This is a genomic window from Flavobacterium selenitireducens, from assembly GCF_014748335.1.
In the GTDB taxonomy this organism is placed as follows: Bacteria; Bacteroidota; Bacteroidia; order Flavobacteriales; family Flavobacteriaceae; genus Flavobacterium; species Flavobacterium selenitireducens.
Genome location: NZ_JAAVIY010000006.1, coordinates 24,605 through 47,939, shown reverse-complemented (window position 1 = coordinate 47,939; position 23,335 = coordinate 24,605). Strand labels below are relative to the sequence as shown.

The following is a 23,335-nucleotide window of genomic DNA, read 5'->3' as shown; positions in this document are numbered from 1 at the left end:
AAAAAGCGCGCGGCCCGCAAAACTAATAGCGCACAGCCGGAAATGGCTACTAAAAGTTACGATTCAAAAAGATGTTTGCGCTTGGCGCGGTTGACCGCTGCGTTGAGCTCGAAACCTAGCAGGAGCACGATGCAGTTGATCCAAATATAAAACATTAGTACCAATAATGTACCTATGGACCCGTACAATTCGTTGTAACGCGAGAATTTAACTACCCATATTCCAAAGAAATAGGATGCGATGATTACCAATATCGTAGTAAAAATCGACCCTATCGAAATAAAGGCGCGTTTGCCCGTGCGCTTTGTCCCGAACTTGAACAGAAGCGATACGGTGAAGAGAATCATCATCAGTAAAAACACGTAGCGCGTAACAACGAGAATCGGGATGGTGTCGCTAAAAATGTCGGTGATCTTGATCTTCTGAAGAAAAACTTCGAGGGTCACGATGGTCGCCACGGTAAACAAAAGCGTGACCACCATGATGATCGACATGCCCAAAGCGACCATATATTGCCGCAAAAACCCGCGTTTGACGATGACGTGATGCGATGTTTCAAAACCGCCCAAAATCGAGTTGAGCCCGTTGGCGGCGAGAAAGATCGAGAGGATGACTCCCGTGGAAAGCAATCCGGAGTGGGAATTGTTGAGGATGTCGTTGAGAATTTTGGAGACGGCCTCGAAGGTGTTCGGTGGAACGTTATCGGACACGAAGTTCATAAAATCCTGCTGGAAATTCTCGATTGGAATGTACGGAATGCAATTGAGGATAAACAGCGAAAAGGGGAACAACGCCATGAAAAAACTGAACGAAATCGCGGCCGCGCGATACGTAAGCGCCCCTTCGGCGATCCCGACGAAATAGATCTCGATCAGGTCGTAAAGCGTCAAACCCTCGAGCCAACGCAGTTTTACGCGTTTGGAAGCCCGCGCAATATTGCGCAATACAGGGATTTTTTCGATGCGTGCCTCTATTTCCTGGGACATTTTTAATTAATAATGGATAATGAATAATACGTCGCCTCTCCCATTATCCGTTCTTCAAATTATCTAATCGACTAATCATCTAATTATCTAATCGACTAATTATCCAATTGACTCCGCCTTCAAACTCAAATCCATATTGTACACCGAATGCGTCAACGCCCCGGACGAAATATAATTTACGCCGCATTCCGCATAATGCCGTATCATTTTCTCGTTGATGTTGCCCGATGATTCGGTCAGCGATTGGTTCCCGATAAGCTTCACGGCCTCACGCGTCATGTCGTAGTCGAAATTGTCAAGCAAAATTCGGTAAACGCCTCCGGCCTCGAGGATTTGGGAAACTTCATGAAGGTCACGGGCTTCCACGATAATTTTAAGATTCAGGTTATTTTCGGAGAGATAGCGTTTGGTTTTTGCAATCGCCAAACCGATACCGCCGGCAAAATCGATGTGGTTGTCCTTGAGCATCACCATATCGTAAAGCGCAAAGCGATGGTTTTCCCCTCCTCCTATCTTGACGGCCCATTTTTCAATGGCGCGTATTCCTGGCGTCGTCTTGCGCGTGTCGAGGATTTTTGTGGAAGTGCCTTCGAGCAGCTCGACGAAATGTTTGGTTTTCGTAGCGATTGCCGACATGCGTTGCATCGAATTCAAGACGAAACGCTCGGCTTTCAGTATCGATTGGGAACGTCCTTTTACGCGAAAAACGACGTCGCCGAATTTCACTTGGGCCCCATCCGCGATCAACGTCTCCACTACCATTTCGGGATCGACTTCGTTGAAAATCATTTTGGCGAACTCGACGCCCGCGATGATGCCGTTGTCCTTTACCAATAATTTCGCTTTCCCGACGACGTCCGGCGGAATGCAGGCCAGCGAACTGTGGTCGCCGTCGCCTATGTCTTCGCGCAACGCATTTTTGATGATGATCTGGAGTTCGGCCTGGAATTGGGATTCGGAAATCATATACGGATTTTGTGCCGCTAAAATAGGGTTTTATTTGCTTTTTCCGATAAGATGCCGCGCGCCGATTTCGCAAAAACAACCATCGGAAATACAAAAAAACATACTTTTGTTGCATGAACATCCGCCTTCTCGCCATCGGCAAAACCGACAATAAAGAGCTTCAGCACCTCATGGACGACTATACCAGGCGGCTGTCGTTCTACATAAAATTTGAGCTCGAGATCATTCCCGATATCAAAAACGTGAAAAATTTTTCGGAAAGCCAGCAAAAGGAAAAAGAAGGCGATCTCATCCTGTCCAAACTTTCGCCCACCGACCAGCTGATCCTGTTGGACGAAAACGGGAAATCGTTCTCAAGCGTCGGTTTTTCCCAAGAATTGCAAAAGAAAATGAATTCCGGGATCAAGACATTGGTTTTTGTCATCGGCGGGCCTTACGGCTTTTCGGACGCCGTCTACGCCAAGGCCAACGGCAAGATTTCACTTTCCGCGATGACGTTTTCCCACCAGATGGTGCGGCTTTTCATAATCGAACAACTCTACCGCGCCTTTACGATCCTCAAAGGCGAACCGTATCATCATCAGTAACGACAAAGCGTTTTGCCACATGTATTTTTGGCTCCCGATGCGATCCTTAAGCGGCTGCTCATGAGAATTGCGACACGATGCGCACGCATTCCACGGCTTCCTTTACATCGTGTACCCTTAGGATACTGGCGCCTTTCGAAAGCGCGATCGTATTTAAGACGGTCGTTCCGTTGAGCGCTTCTTCCGCTTTGGTTTCCAGCAATTTGTATATCATCGACTTTCTGGAAATCCCAACGAGAACCGGCAATTCCAAAAACTGGAAAGCTTCGAGTTTGTGCAGGAGTTCGTAATTCTGCGAAAGCGTTTTGGAAAATCCGAAACCAGGATCGATGATGATATCGTTGAGTCCCAGTTGGCGCGCCTGGAAGACGCGTTCTGAAAAATAATGCATCACTTCCCTGACCAAATCCTCATACTGCGTGAACTGCTGCATGGTAGCCGGCGTTCCTCTCATGTGCATCGCGATATACGGAACCTGAAGACCCGCGACGGTCTCGAGCATGCGATCGTCGAGCCATCCGCCCGAAATGTCATTTACGATCGCCGCGCCACGGTTGATGCAGGCTGTTGCAACGGCAGACCTGAACGTGTCGATGGATAGCAATGCTTCGGGGAATTCCTTGAGGACGATTTCGATGGCGGGCAACAGACGTGCGATCTCTTCTTCTTCGCTCACGAAATCGGCACCGGGCCTTGAAGAATAGCCGCCTATGTCGATAAACGAAGCGCCGTCCGACAGTATTTTTTCGGCACGGCGAAGCACCTGGCCGTCGCTTTTGTATTGTCCGCCGTCAAAAAACGAATCGGGCGTGATGTTCAGGATTCCCATCACTTTCGGATGTGACAGATCGACAAGGGTGCCTTTGCAATTGATTGTCATTCAGTTAGAAATTTTTAGGATAAATCGATATCGGGTTTATACGCGATTTCAGGCCTACGTTCAAATATTTTTCTATTTTTGGAACCATGCACACAAATATACAGTTAATGCGCAACACCTCGCAGCAATACGATGGCGTGATCGCCGCCTGCCGCTCCCTTTTCGTGAACAAGATGACCGATTACGGAAGCGCATGGCGAATACTGAGATTGCCTTCGCTTACCGACCAGATTTTCATCAAAGCCCAGCGAATCAGGAGCTTGCAGGAAAACGAGGTGCGCAAAGTCAACGAAGGCGAAGCTTCTGAATTTGTGGGCATCATCAATTATTCGATAATGGCCCTGATCCAACTCGAGCTTGGTGTGGCCGAACAACCCGACCTCGACACGGCAAAAGCCACGCGATTGTACGACGCAAAAATATCGGAAACCAAGCAACTCATGGAAGCCAAGAACCACGATTATGGAGAAGCATGGCGCGATATGAGGATCAGTTCGCTTACCGACCTGATTTTGCAAAAGGTGCTGCGCGTCAAGCAAATCGAGGACAACAAAGGAAAGACGCTCGTGTCCGAAGGGATTGATGCGAATTACCAGGACATGATCAATTATTCCGTTTTCGCCTTGATCCATATGGGCGAGACCGCTTAACAAAAACGAACATTAAAGGCTTTTGCCACCATCAGGATGAGAAATGTCATTACCCAGTTTTCACGCATATTTGTAGGAATTCTATTTATTATTTCGGGATTGATCAAGTTGAACGACCCGGTCGGCTTCGGATACAAACTCGAGGAATACTTCAGTGAACCGGTGCTCAACCTGCCTTTCCTGACGCCGTTGGCATTGGCCATCGCGGTATTCGTCGTGATCTTCGAGGTCGTGCTCGGCGTTATGCTGCTGTTCGGATTCAAGATTAAATTCACGATTTGGAGTTTGTTGCTGATGATCGTTTTCTTTACGTTTCTCACCTTCTACTCGGCTTATTTCAATAAGGTTACCGACTGCGGATGCTTCGGCGATGCCTTGAAACTTACGCCTTGGGAGTCGTTCACGAAAGACATCGTGCTGTTGTTTTTCATCCTGATCCTGTTCTTCAACCAGAAACTGATCCGGCCGTTCCTATCCAAAAATCTCACGAACGGAGTCGTCGTGGCCAGTTTTTTACTTTGCGGATTCATGGCCTATTGGGTGCTCAATCACTTGCCTATAAAAGATTTTCGCGCCTATAAAGTGGGAACCGACATCCAGAAAGGAATGGAGTTTCCCGAAGGAGCCGAACGCGCCAAGATCGAAATGGTCTTCATATACGAGGTCGGAGGCGTGAAAAAGGAATTCGGCGAGAACGATTTGATGAACCTTCCGGCAGATGCGAAGTTCGTCGAGCGCATCGACAAGGTTATTTCCCAGGGTTACGTCCCGCCTATACACGATTTTACGATGGAACTTGACGGATCCGACTATAAAGACGATTTGCTCAAAGAGCCGAAGCTGCTTATGTTCGTCGCCTACGACTTAAAACAATCGAACGAAGAAGGCATGTCTAAACTCGAATCGATTGCAAAAGGCGCCCGTGCCAAAGGTTATAAAGTGATCCTGATGACGGCCGGCCTGGCCGAAGAAGTGGACGCCGCGAAGAAAAAGTATGCCCACAGTTTCGATTACTATTTTTGCGACGCCACGACACTGAAGACCATCGAGCGCGCCAATCCCAGCCTTGTCGTGGTAAAAAAAGGCGTGATAGGGCAAAAATTGCATTGGAGAGACAGCGCCAACCTAAAACTCGACTAAATTCGCAACTACCAAACCAACCAGTTAATGTTCAGAGAGGAAAGAGCCAGGTTATATAAGGGTATCGCACTATGTGTGGCGTTATTTGTATTGGGATACGTCCTCTTGGAATGGGTTTCGGTCAAGGAAGACCCGATTTTAGGCAATACGTTTCACATCGTCGCAGGCTATTTGTTTATGGCCGCAGCGTTGGTCGGTATCGGGCTAATTTTGCGGAAATTGTACCGACTTCGCAAGAAACAGAAACGCAGAAAATCAGGTTCGCCCGTTGTTTTCCTCGACGACGAAAAGCAAAAACAGACGCATCGGCAAGCATCCAACCATTGACTTTGCCGCATTCACTTCGCTGATCGATAAGATAACGATAGCTTCACGGTAGGATAATACGGGCCGTTTTTCCCTTAAAAAATATTACGTTTTATTTGGGAAACTTTCTACTTTAGCGAAGTTACCTTTGCGTGTTCAACGCAAAAATGCACCAGACATGAAAAAAATAGCTTTAGCGGTCCTTTTGGCCGGTATCTTTTCTTGTTCCCAAGCGCAAAAGTCGGAATTCGCCAAAGAGGCGCTCTCCGAACCGCTGACCACGCTCGAAGACGGTTCGGCCACGCTGTCGGAAATCCTGCAAAAGCACAAAGGCAAAACGCTTGTGATAGAAGTCTGGGCGTCTTGGTGTGGCGATTGCGTCAAGGCTATGCCGAAGCTTAAATCACTCCAGGCGGCTCATCCGGAAGCCGATTACGTGTTCATTTCGATGGACAAGGCCAAAGACAAATGGGAGTCCGGAATTGCAAAACACGAACTTAAAGGCGACCATTATTGGGCCACCGACGGTATGAAAGGCAAATTCGGCAAAGCGATCGACCTCGATTGGATCCCACGTTATATCATCGTGGACAAAACCGGCAAGATCGCAACCTATCGCGCCATCGAGACGGACTTCGACAAAATAGACAAAACCCTTAACCAACTAAAAAAATAATGAGACAAAAAATAGTGGCCGGCAACTGGAAAATGAACAAGAACGCCGAAGAAACCGAAGACCTGCTCAACGAACTCATCGACAAGCTTCCGGCTGACGTCGAAGCCCAGTTCGTGGTGGCTCCTACTTTCGTGAACCTCGCATCGGCGGTGCAGCATCTTGAATTTACCAACATAGCAGTGGCGGCCCAAAACATGCACCAGGCGGAGAACGGCGCTTTCACGGGCGAGATTTCGGCTGACATGCTCAAAAGCATCGGTGTGGAAACCGTGATCCTTGGCCATTCCGAAAGACGCAGCTATTTCGGCGAAACCGACGACATCATCGCCAAAAAAACCGACGCGGCGCTAAAGCACGACATGACCGTGATTTTTTGTTTCGGGGAAGAGCTCCAGGATCGCAAGGACAACAATCATTTCAACGTGGTCGAAACCCAGCTCAGGGACGGGCTTTTTCATATCGAGGACAAAAACTGGGAGCGCATCATCCTGGCGTATGAGCCGGTTTGGGCGATAGGAACCGGTGAAACGGCCTCTCCAGATCAAGCCCAGGAAATGCACGCGTTCATTCGAGAGACCGTTGAAAAAAAGTTCGGAAGCGAAATTGCCGAAAATGTGTCCATTCTTTACGGAGGGAGCGTCAAGCCGGATAATGCAAAAGAAATTTTTTCAAAACCAGACGTCGACGGAGGTCTTATCGGTGGAGCAGCACTCAAAGCCGATGATTTTGCCGCCATCGCATCTGCCATCTAATCTAGCAGTTTATGAGGAAGGTCGTTTCATTTATCCCGTTACTGCTATTTGCGATCGTAAATCTAGACTGCGGCGGCAACAGAGCCGAGGCGGACGATACGCAACATTTGGTTTCGGCAGAAGATAAACGAAGCGGCCTTCATCACTACCAGCAACGCATGAAATTTTCCGACATGGACGCCAAAAATCTTTGTGAAAAAGGGTTGGCCTTGTTCGAAAAGGGAAATTTTGCCGATGCCAGGCAATACTTGTTGCGTGCCCTCGAACGCGAACCGGTGAATGCCGTGGTGCTTACGAACCTCGGTCATGTCGCCTACGAGACGGGCAATTTTGCCGAAGCCGTCGATTATTACAACCGTTCCCATATTATTTTTGATCCGACCCAACTCAATGCCGGCGTCCATTTGGGCAGAAGTTATTACCTCAACGGGGAATACGACAAATGCATCATCATTTCCAAATACACCCTGACGCAAACCGACGATGAAAAATCGTATTATATGTCGTATTACAATATGACAAAGGCGCTCATCAAACAAGGAGATTGCAAAGCGGCTGAGATCAGCTTTAAAAATACCCAGCCGGCGATTCATAACTTCAAAAGCCTGAAGTCACGCATCTATGTGTTGGAGCACGAGCTCAAAAATTGCAAGGATAAATAAGTTTAACTTTTTCTTTTATACTTTTGCACGAGTTCTGGCGTTTAAGTGCCGCCCTAAAACCTGAAAATGAAACACTTAATTGCCCTTATCCTACTCTTAGTCGGCCAAATCGCGTTTGCCCAAACCGATTCGCAATTGCGCTACACCTCGAGTTCCCGACAGTTTTTTATGTGGAACGACAAAACACAATCGTATGAATTAAAGGACAACGAGGAAGAACATTCGATGATCGACATCCGCGAGCAAGTCAACAAAGCCAGCGGTTATGCCGTCCTTTCGATGACCGACGACGGAAAAACCCGAATGTTTCACGGCAATATCACCGCTTACCAGTCTGAGAACGGGGAAAGCATCTGGTCGCTGCGATCCAAGATACTCAAGAGCCGCATCGTGCTCAACGCCGAAAAGAGAACGCTCACGTATTCGTATGAAGCGAACAATGAGCGTTATATGAAAATTTTCGTCTTTAAGCTTGACTTTCCCGAATAATCAGATTCCCATCTCGACCTGGAAGCGAACATACCAGTTATTGCGCTGGCTGCCGTCGATGTAGTCGAGCATGTCGTACGTAACCTCGCCCTGGAGTTTGAACGTATGTTCCCAGATGTATTTGGTAAGGCCGAGCGAAAACTGCTTTTGCTTTGGAGTCAACGAAAAGATCTCGAAATTTGGCTGCTGGATCGAATAGCGCCCGATGAGTTCGTAATTTGTCGGGAAAAGGTAGCTCAACTGGTAATCGAAACCGTGACCGGTGTATACATAGCGCAGGTCCGTAGGATCGTCGGGATTTACCGTGACAGGATCCTCGCCCGTAGCTCTCGACATAAAAGCCGCCATGGCCGACCAGCCTTGGTATTTGAGCATCGCATCGACAAACACGTTTTTCATCGTCATCGGATTGAACAGCTCCTCCCCTAACTGGCCACCGGTGCGCCTTGCGAGATTGTTCTGCTGGAAACCGCCTGACAACATGAGCTTTGGTGTTTTCTCACGCATGAGGTCGCCCTCGAAATAAGTACCGTCTTTAGTGAACGCGCCAAAAGGGAAAATCTCGGCTTTTCCTGTCAAAGCCACGCCGTCGTCGGCATTTCCCGTCACATTCCGGCCTTCCCCGGTAGAAACCGCTCCTTTGAAATTATAAGAAAATTTGTCCTTGAATTCATTGAGCTGGTGCACCTGGAATCCAAAGTCGCGATCGATCGTGAAACGGGCGTTGTTGATCGTGCGGTCGGTCAATTGCAAACCACCGGACGAATTTACGCGCTGGCGGTTTCCGGGTAGTTTGGTCTGTCCGAAACTGAAATTCCAACTTGAATTCGGACGGTAGTAAATTACCGCATCGCGGATGATATTGAGGTTTTCGCCTTCGCGGATTTCGCCTGTATCTCCAGGAGCGAACGACAACTGGATGGCGTAAAGAAACTTCGGGTTGCCGACGTATCCGTCAAATCTCAGACGCAAACGACGGATTTGCCCATCGTAGGCCGGATCTTCGTCTTCATTATTGTAATACGTCACGCGGTTTTGGATGCGAAAGCGGATATTGAGCTGGAAGAGACTGTCGGGTGAAGTCAATCCGACGCCTTTTCCAAAATTGTAATACGGTAGCGTGGTCAGTTTGAGGTCGTTGTCGTTGTCGGTGCGACCGACCACAATTTGGGAGGAAGCGTTCCATCCGATCAAAAGCGCGGACAGCAGTGCGATTTTCTTCATTGGCCAGTTGTGAATTTGGTGCAAATCTAATTCAATTAGTCGAAAGTAAAATGTCGAACGTCAAAAGTCGAATATAGGACAAATGCCTGAAGATTGAATTCCAGCGAAATTCCGACAATCCGGTAGATTTCCATCGAAAGACATGTGCCCAAATAAACAATTCGCAGCCATCGATTCGACAACATCGACTATCTTTGCAAAAAATAAAAAATGGCCAATGTATACCTCGGTTACCATTTCACGGTAGCGCCTGCCCAGCCCGGGACTGAAATCCTTCTCGCCGAACTGGGCGAAACACCTTTCGAGAGTTTTGTCGAAAACGAAGACGGCCTGACCGCTTATGTCAAGAAAGATTTGTGGTCAGAAGATATTCTCGAAGGTCTGTTCATTTTACAATCCCCGGAATTTAAGATCGAATACCACATCGAGGAGATCGACCAGGTGAACTGGAACGAGGAATGGGAAAAACACTTCGAGCCCATTGAGGTTGACGGCCGTTGCTACGTGCGCGCGCCTTTCCACGAGAAGACGTCGGCTGAATTCGACATCGTCATCGAGCCAAAGATGAGTTTCGGGACGGGCCATCACGAGACGACGCACATGATGATCCAGCATTTGCTCGAAACCGACGTGGCCGGGATGAAAGCGCTCGATATGGGTTGCGGGACGGCGATACTGGCGATCCTGGCCGAAATGAAGGGCGCGAAACCCATCGACGCGATCGACATCGACAACTGGTGTTACCTCAATTCGATAGAGAATGCGCAACGCAACGGTTGCCGACACATTTCGGTTTACGAGGGAGACGCGGAACTGCTCAAAGGGAAGTCGTACGATTTGATCATCGCCAACATCAACCGCAATATTCTACTGGCAGATATGCAACAATATGTGGATTGCCTAAACAAAGGTGCCATTTTGCTGCTCAGCGGATTTTACGAGCAGGACATTGAAGCCATCGACGAAAGCTGCACCGCAAGAGGCCTCAGCTACGTTAAAAAGTTCTCGCGCAACAATTGGGTTTCCCTAAAATATGTAAATTAGTTTTTCGTTTAACAGATAGTCAACAAGTCCACCCAAATTACCGAAAATGAGTACGAAGGAAAAGATATTGGAAGAGGTCGCCGTCGAGGAAGCGATTTACAACCAAAATGAGATCGTGATGTACAATGATGACGTAAACACTTTCGACCACGTGATCGACACGCTCATACGCGTTTGCAACCACACCGCCGAACAAGCTGAACAATGTTCGCTTATCGTGCATTACAACGGGAAATGCACCGTAAAAACGGGTTCCTATGACGAACTCAAGCCTCAGTGCATCCAATTGCTCGAAGCTGGCCTGAGCGCCGAAATATTCTAAAAGAAAAATCCTTAACTCGCGTTAAGGATTTTTTTTATTTACTTTTTTCTGAACACTTGCGTGACCGTAATTTCGACACCTCCCGTTTGGGCTGTGGATGAATAACGCAATTCCCCTCCGGTGAGTTTGGTAATCGTATAGGTCTGGGCGATTCCTCCGTCTTCCTGGATCGTGATCTGGTCGCCGCTTTGCGCGTAATTGCCCTCGTCGGCGAACTCATTACATTGATCGTTCTGGTCCTGAAACAACGCCACATCGCGGTAGCTGCCGTCCGCAAGGAATTCCTGGTAATCTTTTTCGCATCCTGGCTCATGCCCCGCGTAATTTTGTGAAACCGGGTTCTGGCCTTCTACTTCGGTGATCGTTCTCGTGTAATCCCATTTTCCTACGATAGAGGCGCGGGCTCCATCGTCATCTCCGCAGGACGTTGTAAAAGCGGCCAAAGCAACCATCGCCAAGGCGAATTTCAGTTTTAAGTTGTTCATAGTATATCCATTTAATGCGCCAAAAATATAGAAAATCGGCAATCCGGCACAAGAAGTTTGCATAAGTATTAACGCAGAATTTAAGGGTTATTGTCGCAAAGGTTTTCTTATTTTTGGATGACACTCTAAAAATCAACTTCGGATACATGAAAAAACTACTGATCGTATTGCTGGCCTCCTCAGGATTGATAGCCCAGAAGACTGGAAAAAAATTGGTTTGGGAAGACAATTTTGATGGAAAAGCCCTCAACACCAATGTCTGGAATTTCGAGTACGGCGCCAACGGCTGGGGCAACAACGAACGGCAGGACTATGGCGATAAGAACCACAGCGTGGCCAATGGCAAGCTTACCATTACCGTAAAAAAAGACGACAAGGGCTACACTTCTACGCGCATTACCACCAAAGGCAAAAAAGAGTTCAAGTATGGCTACATGGAAACGCGTGTCAAATTACCGACGGGACACGGAATCTGGCCGGCATTCTGGATGTTGGGCTCTAATATTTCCGAAGCCGGTTGGCCCAAAAGTGGCGAAATCGACATCATGGAATACATCGGGCGCGAACCGCACATCGCCTATACCACGATACATACGCAGGACACGCATGGGGCGAACGCAAGTTCCAAGAAGACCGAATTCAAGAACATCGAAAAAGGCTACCACACTTTTGCCTGTGATTGGACCAAGGAGCGCATCATCTTTTTTGTAGACGATAAAGCGGTCTACACCTATTCACCCGAGAACAAAACCGAGAACAACTGGCCGTTCGACCAACCGTTCTTCTTCATCATCAATTGCGCAGTCGGCGGAAACTTTGGCGGGCCGGAGGTCGACGAGAAAATTTTTCCCCAGGAATATGTGGTGGATTATGTAAGGGTTTATCAATGAGATGATTAGATAATTGGATAATTAGATAATTAGCGAATGGGACAATTAGCGAATTAGCGAATGAGGTAATTAGCGAATGAGGCAATTAGCGAATGAGATAATTAGATAATTAGCGAAAGAGACAATTAGCGAATGGGACAATTAGCGAATTAGCGAATTAGGCAATTAGCGAATGAGATAATTAGATAATTAGCGAATGAGGCAATTAACGAATGACGCGATTGGCGAAAATATAGAATCCCGTTGGTCAACGGGATTTTTGATTAACTGAAATGGCCTAAAGTTTACTGCCTAAAGCCTAAAGCCTAAAGCGCAACGCGTCAATGGGGCAATTTGTCCTTGATTACACCGTACAAAAAAGTTCCGATCAACGCGCCGGCAAGCGTCAACAGCAGCGGCCAGAAACCAGCTCCGATAAGGATGAAGATCGGGCCGGGACACGAACCGGCAAGCGCCCATCCCAATCCGAAAATGAGTCCGCCTATCCAATAGCGTGCGGAACCCGGCTCTTTGTCGGCGATGACGATGGGTTCGCCTTTGATATCCTTGGCGTTAGTGCGTTTTATGATCTGGACGCCGATGAGGCCAACGACGACGGCAACACCTATAATGCCATACATGTGGAACGACTGGAACTGGAACATTTCGTAAATGCGGTACCAGGAAACCGCTTCGGATTTCGTGAGCACGATCCCGAACACGAATCCGACAATCAAATATTTTAAAGCTTTTAGCATGATGTTGGTTTTAGAAAATCAATGGAAGTAGAAAATGCGCCATAATGAGCCCGCCGATGAAAAACCCGATGACGGCTTTGAGCGACGGCAATTGAAGGTTGCTCAACCCTGTGATGGCGTGACCTGAGGTGCATCCGCCTGCGTATCGCGTCCCGAATCCGATCAAAATTCCGCCGACGACCAAAATGGCGATCATCTTGGGCGAGGTCATGGCCTGGGCGCCAAAAACGGCGTCGGGCAACAATTTGCCTTGAGGCGCGTCAATTCCCATTTGGGCGAGTTGCTCGATTGTCCTCGGATTCAAATCGACATTGGTCGGGGACGATAGATAATGCGTGGCCACGAACCCTCCAAGCATCGCACCGGCTATCACGACAAGATTCCAACGCTGTGATTTCCAGTCGAAATCGAAGAACGGCACAAGCTTTCCGGCTCCCGCAATCGAGCACAACGATCGCAGGTTAGACGACATTCCAAAGGTTTTCCCGAACCAGATCAGGCACAGCATGACGGCGGCTATCAAAAATCCGCTTACGTACCACGGCCAGGTTTCATATAATGCTTCCATAAAAATGATTTGCGGCAAAGGTAAACATTCGGGCGCTATCTAAAATAAATCCTAACTTTGGCGAAAACAGTTTTGATGAAGAAATTCGCTTTGGAGATAAAATGGGGATTCCTGTTGACCCTTGCGCTGGTAGCTTCGGCCATCGTCGAAAAGGAAATGGGGCTTTACGAAAGTCCGGATTTTTCCTATTATTTACTTTCCACGTTGTGTTTCGCCCCTATCGGATTGCTGTTCTACATACTTTTCTATCGCGAAAAACGACAACACTTTTTCAATGGCCGAATGACCTGGAAACAAGGTTTTTTCGCGGGAATCATGATGACTGCCGTGGTGGCTTTACTGGTTCCTATCCAAAAAAACATCATCCACCAGGTCGTTGCGCCTGAACTTTTCGAGAATACCATCGCTCAAATGACCGCTGGCGGGAAACGCTCGCGCGAGGAAGCACAGGAAGTCATGAACCTCACATCGGCAATATACAATGGCATACAACTTGTGCTGTCCGCGGGCATCGTCGCCTCGGCTGCTCTGTCGATGGTCTTCCGAACCAAAACCAATCCGTAAACATGAAAAAACTGGCTTTTTTACCCTTGCTGTTGCTGTTGTTCACAAGTTGCATCAGCACCAGAAATACGATCAAAAACATAGACGACAGCGCTCCCGATCCCAAGGTTTTCGGCGATCGGTTTGTGGTTACCGAAATCAGCACCGACCCAAAATATGGGTACGATGCCGATTATCCGGTCAACGTGTTTTACAAGACGTCCAATAACGAAACGCTCAACGCAGAGCGTTATCTCAGGGCCTTGACGGGTCCGAACGGGGAAAAATTGTTCTTCAGGAAAGTCGACAGCTGTTGCCCGTTTCCCTCGACGAGGAGCGACATGGGCGCCGGGTTCGTGGACATCTATGAAGTAAAATGGGTCGGACAGAAAAAAAAGGTGTTACTGTACATCAATATTTACGCGAAAGGCGTGATAAAAGCACCCGTCGGATTCGGCGTGAAATCGTAACTATCATTCGTTACAGTAATGTTAAAAAAAGTCGGGCGCTCCAAGTTGAGCGCCTTATTTGTGCTTATCTTTGTGCAACTTTTTAAAAATCAGCATGAACTTACAGAATATACCCAATATCAAGCACTTGGAAAGCGGAAATTTCTTTGTGCTCGCGGGACCTTGCGCCATAGAAGGAGAGGAAATGGCGCTGAGGATTGCCGAAACCCTTGTAGGAATCACCGATAAGCTTCAAATCCCTTACGTTTTCAAGGGATCGTTCAAAAAAGCCAACCGTTCGCGCATCGACAGTTTTTCCGGCATAGGTGACGAAAAAGCGCTCAAGATTCTCAGGAAAGTGAGCGAGACTTTCAACGTTCCCACCGTTACGGATATCCATACCAATGAAGATGCTGCAATGGCTGCCGAATATGTCGACGTGCTCCAAATCCCGGCCTTTCTGGTTCGCCAAACCGATTTGGTTGTGGCGGCCGCAAATACCGGAAAAACGATAAATTTGAAAAAGGGCCAGTTCATGAGCCCGGAGAGCATGAAGCACGCCGTCCAGAAGGTTTTGGACTGCAACAACCCGAACGTGATGGCGACAGATCGCGGCACGATGTTCGGCTATCAGGACATGATCGTCGACTATCGCGGCATTCCTACGATGCAGCAGTTCGCCACGACGGTGCTCGACGTGACGCATTCACTCCAGCAGCCCAACCAGACCGCGGGCGTTACAGGCGGTCGCCCCGACATGATAGAGACAGTCGCCAAAGCCGGTATAGCGGTAGGAGTCGATGGTATTTTCATTGAGACGCATTTTGATCCGGCCAACGCCAAAAGCGATGGTGCGAACATGCTGCATCTCAACTATTTCGAAGACCTGATGAGGAAACTGGTCGCCATTCGCCAAACCGTCAACGCTTTCTAAGCGAACACGCAACAAACAAACATTTTTTGAGGATATTATCTCTCCTGATGCTGGCGATTCTGCTGTGCCCAGGGTTCGACTTCGCGCAATCGCACGACAGCGCGTCAAATTATTACACAGCTCACAACAAAGGGAAATTTTTCGTTTATTGGGGAGGAAACCGCGATCAATATTCGAAGTCCGATATTCGCTTTCACGGCAGGAATTACGATTTTACGCTCGAGAACGTAACGGCTCACGACAAGCCCAAAGGCATACACGTCGACTATATCAACCCGACGCGCATGACGATCCCGCAAACGAATTTTAGGTTGGGCTATTACGTTCACGACAAGTGGAACGTCTCACTCGGCGTCGATCACATGAAATACGTGATGACCCAAAACCAGCTCGTGAACATGGATGGCCATATCGAAGGCCATGTGCCGTTCGACGGAACGTTTACCGACACGCCGAGGTATCTTACCGAAGAGTTCTTAAAATTTGAGCATACCGACGGCCTAAATTTCATCAGCGCCGAGCTGACGCGCGTTGACGACATTACCAAACACTTCCATGTCAATACCGATATTGTCCAGCTCAATACTTTGGTAGGCGTCGGAGGCGGTGTGCTGTATCCGAAAACCAATACGACGCTCATGGGCATGCAGCGACACGACAATTTCCACGTTTCGGGATGGGGCGCTGATTTGAAAGCAGGCCTGAACCTGACGTTTCTCAAATACTTCTTTATACAGTCTGAAGTAAAGGCAGGTTATATCGACATGCCGGACATACGAACCACGTACAACGGCTCCGACCGCGCATCCCAACATTTTCGATTTCTGGAAAAAACACTTGTAGTCGGAGGTATTTTCAGGTTATAGCGTCAGGCGTCAGGCAGGACGTCTTTTTTAATTGAGTACCCGAACGGTTATCTGATTTTGGCCTTCACCGTTCTTCCAGAAATCGCCGGTAACACTTAGGTTGTCGCCAATCTTGGCATCCTTATATTGAGTGTGGTCTTTCAGGTTGGAATGGCTTACCGTAACGAAATAAATCTCGTTGCTCGCCGTTTCGATCTTGGCCGTATAACCGTCTTTCCCACGGTTGATTTCCTTCACGGAACCTTGTACGGATCGTTCTTCCATCGCCGGTTCGGCAACTTTATCTACCGTATCCTGGTGAGGCGTACGCACTTCGACTACTTCGGTTCCGTCCTCTTTTATTTCGACTTTCTTATGCGACTCGCAAGACGCGAAAGCAATCACGGCGGACATCATCGCGAGGTTCTGGATATTGGTTCTTACAGTGTTCATTGGGGATTTTTTAGTTGTGTCCAAAATACGCCACCTCGAACTATTATCCAAAAGATTACGTTAAGAAAAAGCCACCTCGGTTTAAATAATTGTAAATTGTTGGGAACAAAACTATCATATCATGAAAAAACTACTGTTCAGCCTGATGATCGCTTTGGCCCTCGGATTTGGCGCCCAGGCCCAAACGACGCCCCAAAAGGCAAAAGAAGCCCAAAAAACGACCACTACCACGGTCGAGAAAAAGACAACCGTCAATACCAACGACAGTAAGACGGTTACAAAAGAAGGCGTCGTACTCAAGAAAGACGGTACGCCAGATAAACGCTACAAGCAAAAAGTGCATGTCAAAAAAGACGGAACACCGGATCGCCGCTATAAAGAAAACAAAAAATAATCTGGTTGAAAATCAACCGATAAAGTGCAATCCCGCTTATGTAAATCCTTACAAAGTGTTAATTTAACGTGTACTTCATCGAAAATCCGCAAATGGCTTTTTCGGGCTCGGCCCGCTTCCCTATTTTAGTAAGGCCATTCAATAAACTTTTAGTAGGGTTTAAAAATAAAGGGTTTGCACATTACGCGCAAACCCTTTGGCTTTTTAAAACGTCACAGACTTAGTGTCCGCCGGCAAGTTCGATATTGTCGATGTCGATATTCTGCTTCCTGAGAATATTTTTTACCGCGTATCCGTAGAACGCCAAATAAGCGAAACAAATCACCGGGATAAAATACGACTCGTGTATTCCGATTACGTCGGATATCTTACCGTGAAGCGGCGGAATGATACCACCACCCAAAATCATCATGACCAGGAAAGCCGATCCTTGAGACGTATATTTTCCAAGACCCGTGATGGCCAATGCAAAAATCGCCGGCCACATGATGCTGCAGAACAAACCGCCGCTCATGAATGCGTAAATCGCGATAGTTCCCGTGCTCATCAATCCGATGATCATACCGGCCATGCCAAGTAGTCCGAAGATCATAAGCGTGCGCGCAGGTTTGTCCTGACCCATGAAGAATCCGGCAATCTGTATGGCTACAACCGCCGCGTACGCGTAAAGCGGGCCAACGTCCTGGCCTGATACGTGGTTGACGAAAAGCACGACGCCGAACGCAACATACGGCACGACGATCAAAAGAATTTTTCGCATCGAGTTGGACGGGTTGAATACCGTTATCGCTCCGGCCCAGCGTCCGATCATCAAACTTCCCCAATACATCGAGATATAAGGTGCCAAAGCCGCGCCTTCGATGCCTCCAAAGACAGGCGTACTCAGCAATTCCCCAAGGTTACTCTGAATTGTGACCTCTACGCCTACGTAGGTAAAGATGCCCAACATCCCCAAAACAAGCTGAGGATATTTCATCGCGCCCCAACCCGCAGGATTGCGTTTTGCCGTCGAATTGGCGAACAAAAGACCGAATACGACGACTAACAGCGATGCGACGGTAAGACCCAATCCAAGGAAATCCTGTTCTTTGTTTTCAACGAATCTGGTAATAAATTCCGGATCCTCATATCGCGAAAAAATGTAAGCGAAAATAGCCACAAGTGCCAATGTGATCCCGATAAGTGTCTTCATGGCCTTGTTTGCAGGCTCGAACGAGTCGTCGCTTTTGCCCGACGGCAATTTCTTTGAAACCGTAAAAAGCCCGGCCGCTAAAAGAAAAAGTCCGCCTACACAAGCGTAAAGGATTTCCATTTTGTCAAGTGAATCGGCCCTTTTGGCAAATTCGTCAATGTTGACGCCCGAAATGACGCCAAATAGCGCAATCGAAACCACGATCGGCCCGATGGTCGTCCCAAACGAATTCACGCCACCGGCTAGATTCAACCGGCTAGATGCGGTCTGGGGCGCTCCCAGAGAGGCGGCGAACGGCTGTGCGGACGTCTGCTGAAGCGAAAAGCCCAAAGCCACGACGAACAAAGCCGCGAGAATCAGGGCATAACTTCCCTGGATCACGGCAAAAATCATGAAAGCCGCACCAAAAGTGCTCAACAACAAACCGTTGATGATGCCTTTCTTGAATCCCCACGAATTCAGGATGTCGCGCTTGGCAACGCTACTGAAGATAAACAGCAGCAAAGCCCCGATGTAGTACGCTCCGTAGAACGCAAAATCGATCAACTGGCTCTGGAATTGGTCGAGGCCGAACTTCGCTTTGCAAAACGGGATGAAAACGCCGTTCGAAGCTCCGATGAATCCCCAAAAAAAGAAAACGGTAATCAGCGTGTACAACGCCGAATTGTTGGTTTTTGTAGATGTATCCATTCAATTTGGATTAAGGGTTAATGGTTTGTTGTTGGCAAATTTCCCGGCGCTTTTTTAACGGTTTCCCAATTTGGCGCCGAAAATTTTATAAATATCTTTTATAAATGCTTATCCCACAATATACGATAGGTCAAGTTATCAACGAAATCGATTTCAGGAAGCGTTTTACAACGATTTCGCTTGTTGTTTGCAGCTATTTCCCGCTGTTCGCTCACAGCTTCCTCAAAAAATCCCGGTTTGCTACGGCTGAGGCGCGGGCTTCCTGTGGTCGCCTCGCCTCAACCGCAAACCAGGTCTTTTTTATCAAAAGGCTGTCCGCTGCCATCGGGGCTGGGCAATCTACGGGAAACACTTTCTCATTTCAAAACCGGCTTTGAGATCGGCCGTGAAACTTCCTCCGACGAAAATGACGGCAGGTCAGGTTACCAGAAAAACCTAGAAAGCAAAGGCATTTTGGCAAAATCAAAATTTTCATATGGCAATTTTAAAAGATAAGGGAGTTAAGCCAGTCAAGCCGTTCGCGAGAATTCTTGACGTTCTTAACTCCCTTAGGATTTAAATTTTTGTGTATGTTATTTCGTCAGCTCGAAATTTACTTTCATGTCGGCATTGGAATTGGTCCCGACGTAGAATTCGAACGCTCCGGGCTCGGCCACGAAGTTCAAATCGGAATTATAAAACTTCAGGTCTTCGGCCGACAGATTGAATGTCACAGTCTTCTTCTCCCCTTTTTTGAGGAAAATTTTCTCGAAACCTTTGAGTTCGCGCACCGGGCGCGTCACCGATCCGACGAGGTCACGCATATACAACTGCACGACTTCGGCTCCGTCGAAACTGCCGGTATTGGCAACTTCGACCGAAATGCTGAATTTGTCGTTCATCCCCGCTTTCGCAGATGAAATTTTCAGGTTCGAGTAAGCGAATTTCGTGTAGCTCAAACCGAATCCGAATGGGAATAACGGCTCGTTGCGTTCGTCGATGTAATTGGACCGGAATTTCTCGAACTTGCCTTCTTTGTTGGCAATCGGACGACCTGTGTTTTTCGCGTTGTAGAAAATCGGTATCTGACCAATGCTCCTTGGGAACGTCGAAGTCAGTTTGCCTGACGGATTCACGGCTCCGAACAAAACGTCGGCGATCGCGTAACCTGATTCCGAACCTGAAAACCATACGTCGAGTATGGCCGTCGCCGATTTTTCCTCATCGACCAACGCCAACGGGCGGCCATTGAACAAAACGACCACTACGGGTTTGCCGGTCTTTACCAACGCCTCGAGCAAGTCTTTCTGCGCCTGCGGAATTTCGATGCTCGTGCGGCTTGAACTTTCACCGCTCAACTCAGCCGATTCCCCAATCGCCGCCACGATGACGTCGGCCTGGTTGGCGACCGCAAGGGCTTCTTTGAGCAATTCCTCGTGCGAACGGTTGTCGCGGTGCAAGGTTTTGCCGAACATCGTCGCGTTCTCCTCGAATTTTGCGTCATAGTCAAGGTTGCTTCCTTTGGCGTACACGATCTTAGCACCATTGCCTGCCACGGATTTCATTCCGGCGAGCAGTGAAATATTGTCGGCGAGACGACCCGCAACACTCCAGGTGCCGCCCATGTTTTCTTTGGCGTCGGCCAACGGACCGATAAGGGCAATCGTACCCGATTTCTTCAACGGCAAGGTTTGTTTGTCGTTTTTGAGCAACACCATAGATTCCGAGGCGATCCTGCGTGCGATGTCGCGGTTGGTTTTGGTGAATATCTCGGTTTTGGCGCGGTTCACGTCGCAATATTTGTATGGGTCGTGGAACAGTCCCAAATCGTATTTTGCCTCGAGGATCAATCGGCAGGCGTTGTCGATCTCGGCCATTGTGACTTTTCCTTCGTCCAGCGACTTTTTCAATGTTCCCAGGAAACCTTCGCCCACCATGTCCATTTCGACTCCGGCTTTGAGCGCCAATGCGGAAACCGTCTGCAAATCGCCCATTCCGTGTTCGATCATTTCGGGGATTCCGGTAAAGTCGGTTACGACGAAACCTTTGAAGCCCCATTGTTTGCGCAATACGTCGGTCAGCAACCATTTGTTCCCTGTGGCGGGAATCCCGTCGATTTCATTGAACGAAACCATTACCGAACCGGCGCCGGCGTCAACCGCGGCTTTATACGGAGGAAAATATTCGTTATACATCCTGATGCGGCTCATATCGGTCGTGTTGTAGTCGCGACCGGCTTCGGCAGCTCCGTACAAAGCGAAATGTTTTACACAGGCCATCAGGCTATTGTTGCCCGAATAATCCTTGCCCTGGTAACCGCGCACCATGGCTTCGGCTATGCGGCTTCCGAGAAACGGATCCTCTCCAGAGCCTTCCGAAAAACGGCCCCAACGCGCATCGCGGCTGATGTCGACCATTGGCGAGAACGTCCAGTTGATGCCGTCGGCCGTTGCTTCCTGAGCCGCAATTCTCGCGCTTTGTTCGATGGCCTTCAAATCCCAGCTGCACGAAAGCCCGAGCGGGATCGGAAAGACGGTTTCGTACCCGTGGATGACGTCCATCCCGAAAATCATCGGAATTTTGAGGCGGCTTTTTTCGACTGCGATCTTTTGGACGTCGCGTATCTTGGCGACGGTCTTGATGTTGAACAGGCCGCCGACCTTTCCTTCCTCGATTTTTTTCGCAATGTCCCAACTGCTGGACTGGCCGGTTGTGATGTCGCCGGAAGTCGGTAAATTCAGTTGTCCGATCTTTTCATCAAGCGTCATTTTTGACATGAGGTCAGTTACGAATTCGGATTTGGGCTTCAACGTCGTTTTCGTCGCTTTCTTCTTCTGGGCATATCCGCCGAGTGCGACCAAAAGCGATAATGCGATCAGTTGTTTCTTCATGTTTGTCTTTTTTTGATTTAAGCGTAAAAGTATGTGGAAAGCCGGGTTATTGCAAACCGTTTCCGAGGTTCCTCCCGCGAATGGGAAGAACCGGGAAACAGTAAAATCAATGTAACTAACCCAAGCCATTACCTCTGCTGCGCGACGATCCGTTCGCTCATGGAAAATTCATTTTACACGAACAGTCGTTGATTCGCTCGGGTCGGCTTTTAAAATTTGTATTTGCCCGAATGGAATCCGAGCTTTTTGAGTCCCGTTTGAACTTCGGGTGCATTCATAAAAAGCTTCCAAAGCAAGCCGGAACGGTAATTTTCTATCATGGCGACCATCGGGCCTTGGTCGATTGCCAGGTATTGCCTGGATGAGGCTTTGTACTGGCAGCTGATCGCATCGTAGAAGCCGGCATCGCCCCATGCGGTCGCATTGTGGTTTTCATAGAAATTACGCATGGCGGCAATCGATTCCTTCGGCATGTACACGATCGAACTCACAGCAGCCGTAGGCGAAACGATGCCGTGATCGTTGCTTGGCATATGGGCGTTGTAGCCGACGCGTTTTTGGGAATCGTATCCGATGGTTCCCTCGGCATTGATCGAATAGGAAGCGGTCAGTCCCCAATAATCCGGGCCGTAACATTTGTATTTTTTAGGATTCCGGACACAATACTCGTAATTGATCTTCGTCTGGTTGTAATTGAGATCCCAATAGTTGGCGTATTTGTCCGAAAGTTGGTTCGGATCGAGACCGACGAAGGAATAATGCGCCCAGAACAAGGGCCCTCCAAACGCCTCGGCTCCGTTGTGCTTCAACAACAACGGCAATCCATATTTCTCTTTTTTGCTTGTGATTTTACCTTTGCGCGCCCAGCAGTCGTGATAAACCGACGGATCGATCGCGTGGTCGGGAGATGAGGCCGCCATGACGTAGGTGATCATTGTCTCGTTATAGCCTTCCAGCGGAAAGTTCATTTCCCAATTGTACTGGGGCGACCAATGCCAATAGAGTTTCTGTTCGTTGTTCGTGTACCAGTTCCACTCGACGCCTTTCCAAAGCGCGTCGTATTTCGACGCCAACGCCTTTTCGCGCTCGGTCCCTGATTTGAAAAATTCCCGGACGCAAATGATGCCTTCACACAAAAACGCCGTTTCGACGAGGTCGCCTCCGTTATCCTTGAGCCCAAACGGAACGACCTTGCCGTTTTTCCCGTTGATCCAATGCGGCCAGGCACCGTGAAAACGTTCGGCTTTGGCGAGAAAATCGGCAATTTTCTCCAATCGGGTTACGGCTTCCTCACGGGTCACATAGTTTTGGTTGATTCCGGCAAGGATAGCCATCAATCCAAAACCGGAGCCGCCGGTTGCGATTACGTGGGCGTCATCTTCCGGATAATAACCGTCTGAAAAATAGCGTTCGCGCGCAAGTCCCGAATTGGGTTCGGCAAACTCCCAAAAGTAGTTGAACGTTTGCTTTTCAACGAGGTCGACGAGCTGGGCATCGGTAAGCTTTTCACTTTTGCCGTCCGACTCCTCAATTTGCGCCGTCTGGGATTTTCCCGAGCAACAACTCAACAACGCTACAAGAAACAGGCTGAGATATTTCAT

27 protein-coding genes are annotated in these 23,335 nt (G+C 48.5%); 16 read left to right on the top strand and 11 right to left on the bottom strand.

The genetic code is table 11. The features are described from left to right. Positions 1-56 precede the first annotated feature (56 nt). Positions 57-986: a YihY/virulence factor BrkB family protein gene (locus tag HC229_RS10480; protein ID WP_191020438.1), complete on the bottom strand. Its 930-nt coding sequence runs from the start codon at positions 984-986 to the stop codon at positions 57-59. Between the two features lie 99 nt (positions 987-1,085). Then, a complete protein-coding gene (gene nadC / locus HC229_RS10475) occupies positions 1,086-1,952 on the bottom strand; it encodes a carboxylating nicotinate-nucleotide diphosphorylase (protein ID WP_191020437.1) in 867 nt (288 codons plus the stop codon). A gap of 113 nt (positions 1,953-2,065) precedes the next feature. Here nadC and rlmH point away from each other — a divergent pair, with 113 nt between their 5' ends. Next, a complete protein-coding gene (gene rlmH, locus HC229_RS10470) occupies positions 2,066-2,539 on the top strand; it encodes a 23S rRNA (pseudouridine(1915)-N(3))-methyltransferase RlmH (RefSeq protein WP_191020436.1) in 474 nt (157 codons plus the stop codon). 58 nt (positions 2,540-2,597) lie between these two features. Here the strand turns inward: rlmH and folP are convergent, their stop codons facing one another. Beyond that, the gene (gene folP, locus HC229_RS10465; RefSeq protein WP_191020435.1) at positions 2,598-3,419 is read right to left on the bottom strand and encodes a dihydropteroate synthase; all 822 of its coding nucleotides are present in this window, start codon (positions 3,417-3,419) and stop codon (positions 2,598-2,600) included. Between the two features lie 107 nt (positions 3,420-3,526). Between folP and HC229_RS10460 the strand changes: the two genes are divergently transcribed. From HC229_RS10460 to HC229_RS10430, 7 genes are all read left to right on the top strand, one after another. Further along, positions 3,527-4,069: a DUF1599 domain-containing protein gene (locus tag HC229_RS10460; protein ID WP_191020434.1), complete on the top strand. Its 543-nt coding sequence runs from the start codon at positions 3,527-3,529 to the stop codon at positions 4,067-4,069. Positions 4,070-4,105: 36 nt separating this feature from the next. Then, entirely contained in the window at positions 4,106-5,209 is a 1,104-nt protein-coding gene (locus tag HC229_RS10455) for a BT_3928 family protein (protein ID WP_191020433.1), read from the top strand. Between the two features lie 27 nt (positions 5,210-5,236). Continuing rightward, the gene (locus HC229_RS10450; protein WP_191020432.1) at positions 5,237-5,536 is read left to right on the top strand and encodes a hypothetical protein; all 300 of its coding nucleotides are present in this window, start codon (positions 5,237-5,239) and stop codon (positions 5,534-5,536) included. Positions 5,537-5,693: 157 nt separating this feature from the next. Continuing rightward, positions 5,694-6,191, top strand: coding sequence for a TlpA family protein disulfide reductase (locus HC229_RS10445; RefSeq protein ID WP_191020431.1), 498 nt, complete (start codon positions 5,694-5,696; stop codon positions 6,189-6,191). Continuing rightward, positions 6,191-6,943, top strand: a complete 753-nt coding sequence (gene tpiA / locus HC229_RS10440; RefSeq protein WP_191020430.1) for a triose-phosphate isomerase — start codon at positions 6,191-6,193, stop codon at positions 6,941-6,943. The genes HC229_RS10445 and tpiA overlap by 1 nt, the downstream gene beginning before the upstream one ends. 11 nt (positions 6,944-6,954) lie before the next feature. Continuing rightward, positions 6,955-7,605 carry a tetratricopeptide repeat protein gene (locus HC229_RS10435; protein ID WP_191020429.1) on the top strand — a complete coding sequence of 217 codons (651 nt, stop codon included), beginning with the start codon at positions 6,955-6,957 and terminating at the stop codon, positions 7,603-7,605. A 66-nt stretch (positions 7,606-7,671) separates the two neighbouring features. Continuing rightward, a complete protein-coding gene (locus tag HC229_RS10430) occupies positions 7,672-8,094 on the top strand; it encodes a hypothetical protein (RefSeq protein ID WP_191020428.1) in 423 nt (140 codons plus the stop codon). Here the strand turns inward: HC229_RS10430 and HC229_RS10425 are convergent, their stop codons facing one another. Beyond that, entirely contained in the window at positions 8,095-9,318 is a 1,224-nt protein-coding gene (locus HC229_RS10425) for a porin (RefSeq protein WP_191020427.1), read from the bottom strand. It abuts the gene before it with no gap. Positions 9,319-9,528: 210 nt separating this feature from the next. On the opposite strand from HC229_RS10425, the gene prmA reads away from it, so the two are divergent. After that, a complete protein-coding gene (gene prmA, locus HC229_RS10420; RefSeq protein ID WP_191020426.1) occupies positions 9,529-10,362 on the top strand; it encodes a 50S ribosomal protein L11 methyltransferase in 834 nt (277 codons plus the stop codon). A gap of 46 nt (positions 10,363-10,408) precedes the next feature. Next, the gene (locus tag HC229_RS10415; protein ID WP_191020425.1) at positions 10,409-10,684 is read left to right on the top strand and encodes an ATP-dependent Clp protease adaptor ClpS; all 276 of its coding nucleotides are present in this window, start codon (positions 10,409-10,411) and stop codon (positions 10,682-10,684) included. A gap of 38 nt (positions 10,685-10,722) precedes the next feature. Here HC229_RS10415 and HC229_RS10410 read toward each other — a convergent pair whose 3' ends face one another. Continuing rightward, a complete protein-coding gene (locus HC229_RS10410) occupies positions 10,723-11,169 on the bottom strand; it encodes a lipocalin-like domain-containing protein (RefSeq protein WP_191020424.1) in 447 nt (148 codons plus the stop codon). 146 nt (positions 11,170-11,315) lie between these two features. Between HC229_RS10410 and HC229_RS10405 the strand changes: the two genes are divergently transcribed. Then, positions 11,316-12,059 (top strand): glycoside hydrolase family 16 protein, encoded by a 744-nt coding sequence (locus HC229_RS10405; RefSeq protein ID WP_191020423.1) that lies wholly within the window; start codon positions 11,316-11,318, stop codon positions 12,057-12,059. Positions 12,060-12,379: 320 nt separating this feature from the next. Here HC229_RS10405 and HC229_RS10400 read toward each other — a convergent pair whose 3' ends face one another. Then, positions 12,380-12,796 carry a YeeE/YedE family protein gene (locus HC229_RS10400; RefSeq protein WP_191020422.1) on the bottom strand — a complete coding sequence of 139 codons (417 nt, stop codon included), beginning with the start codon at positions 12,794-12,796 and terminating at the stop codon, positions 12,380-12,382. A 10-nt stretch (positions 12,797-12,806) separates the two neighbouring features. After that, positions 12,807-13,364, bottom strand: a complete 558-nt coding sequence (locus HC229_RS10395) for a YeeE/YedE family protein (protein ID WP_191020421.1) — start codon at positions 13,362-13,364, stop codon at positions 12,807-12,809. A 75-nt stretch (positions 13,365-13,439) separates the two neighbouring features. Here HC229_RS10395 and HC229_RS10390 point away from each other — a divergent pair, with 75 nt between their 5' ends. From HC229_RS10390 to HC229_RS10375, 4 genes are all read left to right on the top strand, one after another. After that, on the top strand, positions 13,440-13,928 hold the full coding sequence (locus HC229_RS10390) for a DUF4199 domain-containing protein (RefSeq protein WP_191020420.1): 489 nt from the start codon (positions 13,440-13,442) through the stop codon (positions 13,926-13,928). A gap of 2 nt (positions 13,929-13,930) precedes the next feature. Beyond that, positions 13,931-14,377, top strand: coding sequence for a 2-dehydro-3-deoxyphosphooctonate aldolase (locus HC229_RS10385; RefSeq protein ID WP_191020419.1), 447 nt, complete (start codon positions 13,931-13,933; stop codon positions 14,375-14,377). Positions 14,378-14,471: 94 nt separating this feature from the next. Further along, complete coding sequence (gene kdsA / locus HC229_RS10380) at positions 14,472-15,290, top strand: 3-deoxy-8-phosphooctulonate synthase (protein WP_191020418.1); 819 nt, start codon at positions 14,472-14,474, stop codon at positions 15,288-15,290. A 47-nt stretch (positions 15,291-15,337) separates the two neighbouring features. After that, entirely contained in the window at positions 15,338-16,156 is an 819-nt protein-coding gene (locus HC229_RS10375) for a hypothetical protein (protein ID WP_191020593.1), read from the top strand. Between the two features lie 27 nt (positions 16,157-16,183). Here HC229_RS10375 and HC229_RS10370 read toward each other — a convergent pair whose 3' ends face one another. Next, complete coding sequence (locus HC229_RS10370) at positions 16,184-16,588, bottom strand: hypothetical protein (RefSeq protein ID WP_191020417.1); 405 nt, start codon at positions 16,586-16,588, stop codon at positions 16,184-16,186. 121 nt (positions 16,589-16,709) lie between these two features. Between HC229_RS10370 and HC229_RS10365 the strand changes: the two genes are divergently transcribed. After that, complete coding sequence (locus tag HC229_RS10365; RefSeq protein WP_191020416.1) at positions 16,710-16,982, top strand: hypothetical protein; 273 nt, start codon at positions 16,710-16,712, stop codon at positions 16,980-16,982. Between the two features lie 220 nt (positions 16,983-17,202). Here HC229_RS10365 and HC229_RS10360 read toward each other — a convergent pair whose 3' ends face one another. The 3 genes from HC229_RS10360 to HC229_RS10350 all read right to left on the bottom strand — a co-directional run bounded on the left by HC229_RS10360 (position 17,203) and on the right by HC229_RS10350 (position 23,335). Next, a complete protein-coding gene (locus HC229_RS10360) occupies positions 17,203-18,864 on the bottom strand; it encodes an MFS transporter (protein WP_191020415.1) in 1,662 nt (553 codons plus the stop codon). A gap of 572 nt (positions 18,865-19,436) precedes the next feature. Then, positions 19,437-21,734: a beta-glucosidase BglX gene (bglX, locus tag HC229_RS10355; RefSeq protein ID WP_191020414.1), complete on the bottom strand. Its 2,298-nt coding sequence runs from the start codon at positions 21,732-21,734 to the stop codon at positions 19,437-19,439. Between the two features lie 209 nt (positions 21,735-21,943). Next, complete coding sequence (locus HC229_RS10350; protein WP_191020413.1) at positions 21,944-23,335, bottom strand: glucoamylase family protein; 1,392 nt, start codon at positions 23,333-23,335, stop codon at positions 21,944-21,946.

Coding starts and splice junctions, on each gene's coding strand:
- HC229_RS10480 (WP_191020438.1), bottom strand. CDS start 986: ATGTCCCAGGAAATAGAGGCACGCATCGAAAAAATCCCTGTATTGCGC.
- nadC (WP_191020437.1), bottom strand. CDS start 1,952: ATGATTTCCGAATCCCAATTCCAGGCCGAACTCCAGATCATCATCAAA.
- rlmH (WP_191020436.1), top strand. CDS start 2,066: ATGAACATCCGCCTTCTCGCCATCGGCAAAACCGACAATAAAGAGCTT.
- folP (WP_191020435.1), bottom strand. CDS start 3,419: ATGACAATCAATTGCAAAGGCACCCTTGTCGATCTGTCACATCCGAAA.
- HC229_RS10460 (WP_191020434.1), top strand. CDS start 3,527: ATGCGCAACACCTCGCAGCAATACGATGGCGTGATCGCCGCCTGCCGC.
- HC229_RS10455 (WP_191020433.1), top strand. CDS start 4,106: ATGAGAAATGTCATTACCCAGTTTTCACGCATATTTGTAGGAATTCTA.
- HC229_RS10450 (WP_191020432.1), top strand. CDS start 5,237: ATGTTCAGAGAGGAAAGAGCCAGGTTATATAAGGGTATCGCACTATGT.
- HC229_RS10445 (WP_191020431.1), top strand. CDS start 5,694: ATGAAAAAAATAGCTTTAGCGGTCCTTTTGGCCGGTATCTTTTCTTGT.
- tpiA (WP_191020430.1), top strand. CDS start 6,191: ATGAGACAAAAAATAGTGGCCGGCAACTGGAAAATGAACAAGAACGCC.
- HC229_RS10435 (WP_191020429.1), top strand. CDS start 6,955: ATGAGGAAGGTCGTTTCATTTATCCCGTTACTGCTATTTGCGATCGTA.
- HC229_RS10430 (WP_191020428.1), top strand. CDS start 7,672: ATGAAACACTTAATTGCCCTTATCCTACTCTTAGTCGGCCAAATCGCG.
- HC229_RS10425 (WP_191020427.1), bottom strand. CDS start 9,318: ATGAAGAAAATCGCACTGCTGTCCGCGCTTTTGATCGGATGGAACGCT.
- prmA (WP_191020426.1), top strand. CDS start 9,529: ATGGCCAATGTATACCTCGGTTACCATTTCACGGTAGCGCCTGCCCAG.
- HC229_RS10415 (WP_191020425.1), top strand. CDS start 10,409: ATGAGTACGAAGGAAAAGATATTGGAAGAGGTCGCCGTCGAGGAAGCG.
- HC229_RS10410 (WP_191020424.1), bottom strand. CDS start 11,169: ATGAACAACTTAAAACTGAAATTCGCCTTGGCGATGGTTGCTTTGGCC.
- HC229_RS10405 (WP_191020423.1), top strand. CDS start 11,316: ATGAAAAAACTACTGATCGTATTGCTGGCCTCCTCAGGATTGATAGCC.
- HC229_RS10400 (WP_191020422.1), bottom strand. CDS start 12,796: ATGCTAAAAGCTTTAAAATATTTGATTGTCGGATTCGTGTTCGGGATC.
- HC229_RS10395 (WP_191020421.1), bottom strand. CDS start 13,364: ATGGAAGCATTATATGAAACCTGGCCGTGGTACGTAAGCGGATTTTTG.
- HC229_RS10390 (WP_191020420.1), top strand. CDS start 13,440: ATGAAGAAATTCGCTTTGGAGATAAAATGGGGATTCCTGTTGACCCTT.
- HC229_RS10385 (WP_191020419.1), top strand. CDS start 13,931: ATGAAAAAACTGGCTTTTTTACCCTTGCTGTTGCTGTTGTTCACAAGT.
- kdsA (WP_191020418.1), top strand. CDS start 14,472: ATGAACTTACAGAATATACCCAATATCAAGCACTTGGAAAGCGGAAAT.
- HC229_RS10375 (WP_191020593.1), top strand. CDS start 15,338: ATGCTGGCGATTCTGCTGTGCCCAGGGTTCGACTTCGCGCAATCGCAC.
- HC229_RS10370 (WP_191020417.1), bottom strand. CDS start 16,588: ATGAACACTGTAAGAACCAATATCCAGAACCTCGCGATGATGTCCGCC.
- HC229_RS10365 (WP_191020416.1), top strand. CDS start 16,710: ATGAAAAAACTACTGTTCAGCCTGATGATCGCTTTGGCCCTCGGATTT.
- HC229_RS10360 (WP_191020415.1), bottom strand. CDS start 18,864: ATGGATACATCTACAAAAACCAACAATTCGGCGTTGTACACGCTGATT.
- bglX (WP_191020414.1), bottom strand. CDS start 21,734: ATGAAGAAACAACTGATCGCATTATCGCTTTTGGTCGCACTCGGCGGA.
- HC229_RS10350 (WP_191020413.1), bottom strand. CDS start 23,335: ATGAAATATCTCAGCCTGTTTCTTGTAGCGTTGTTGAGTTGTTGCTCG.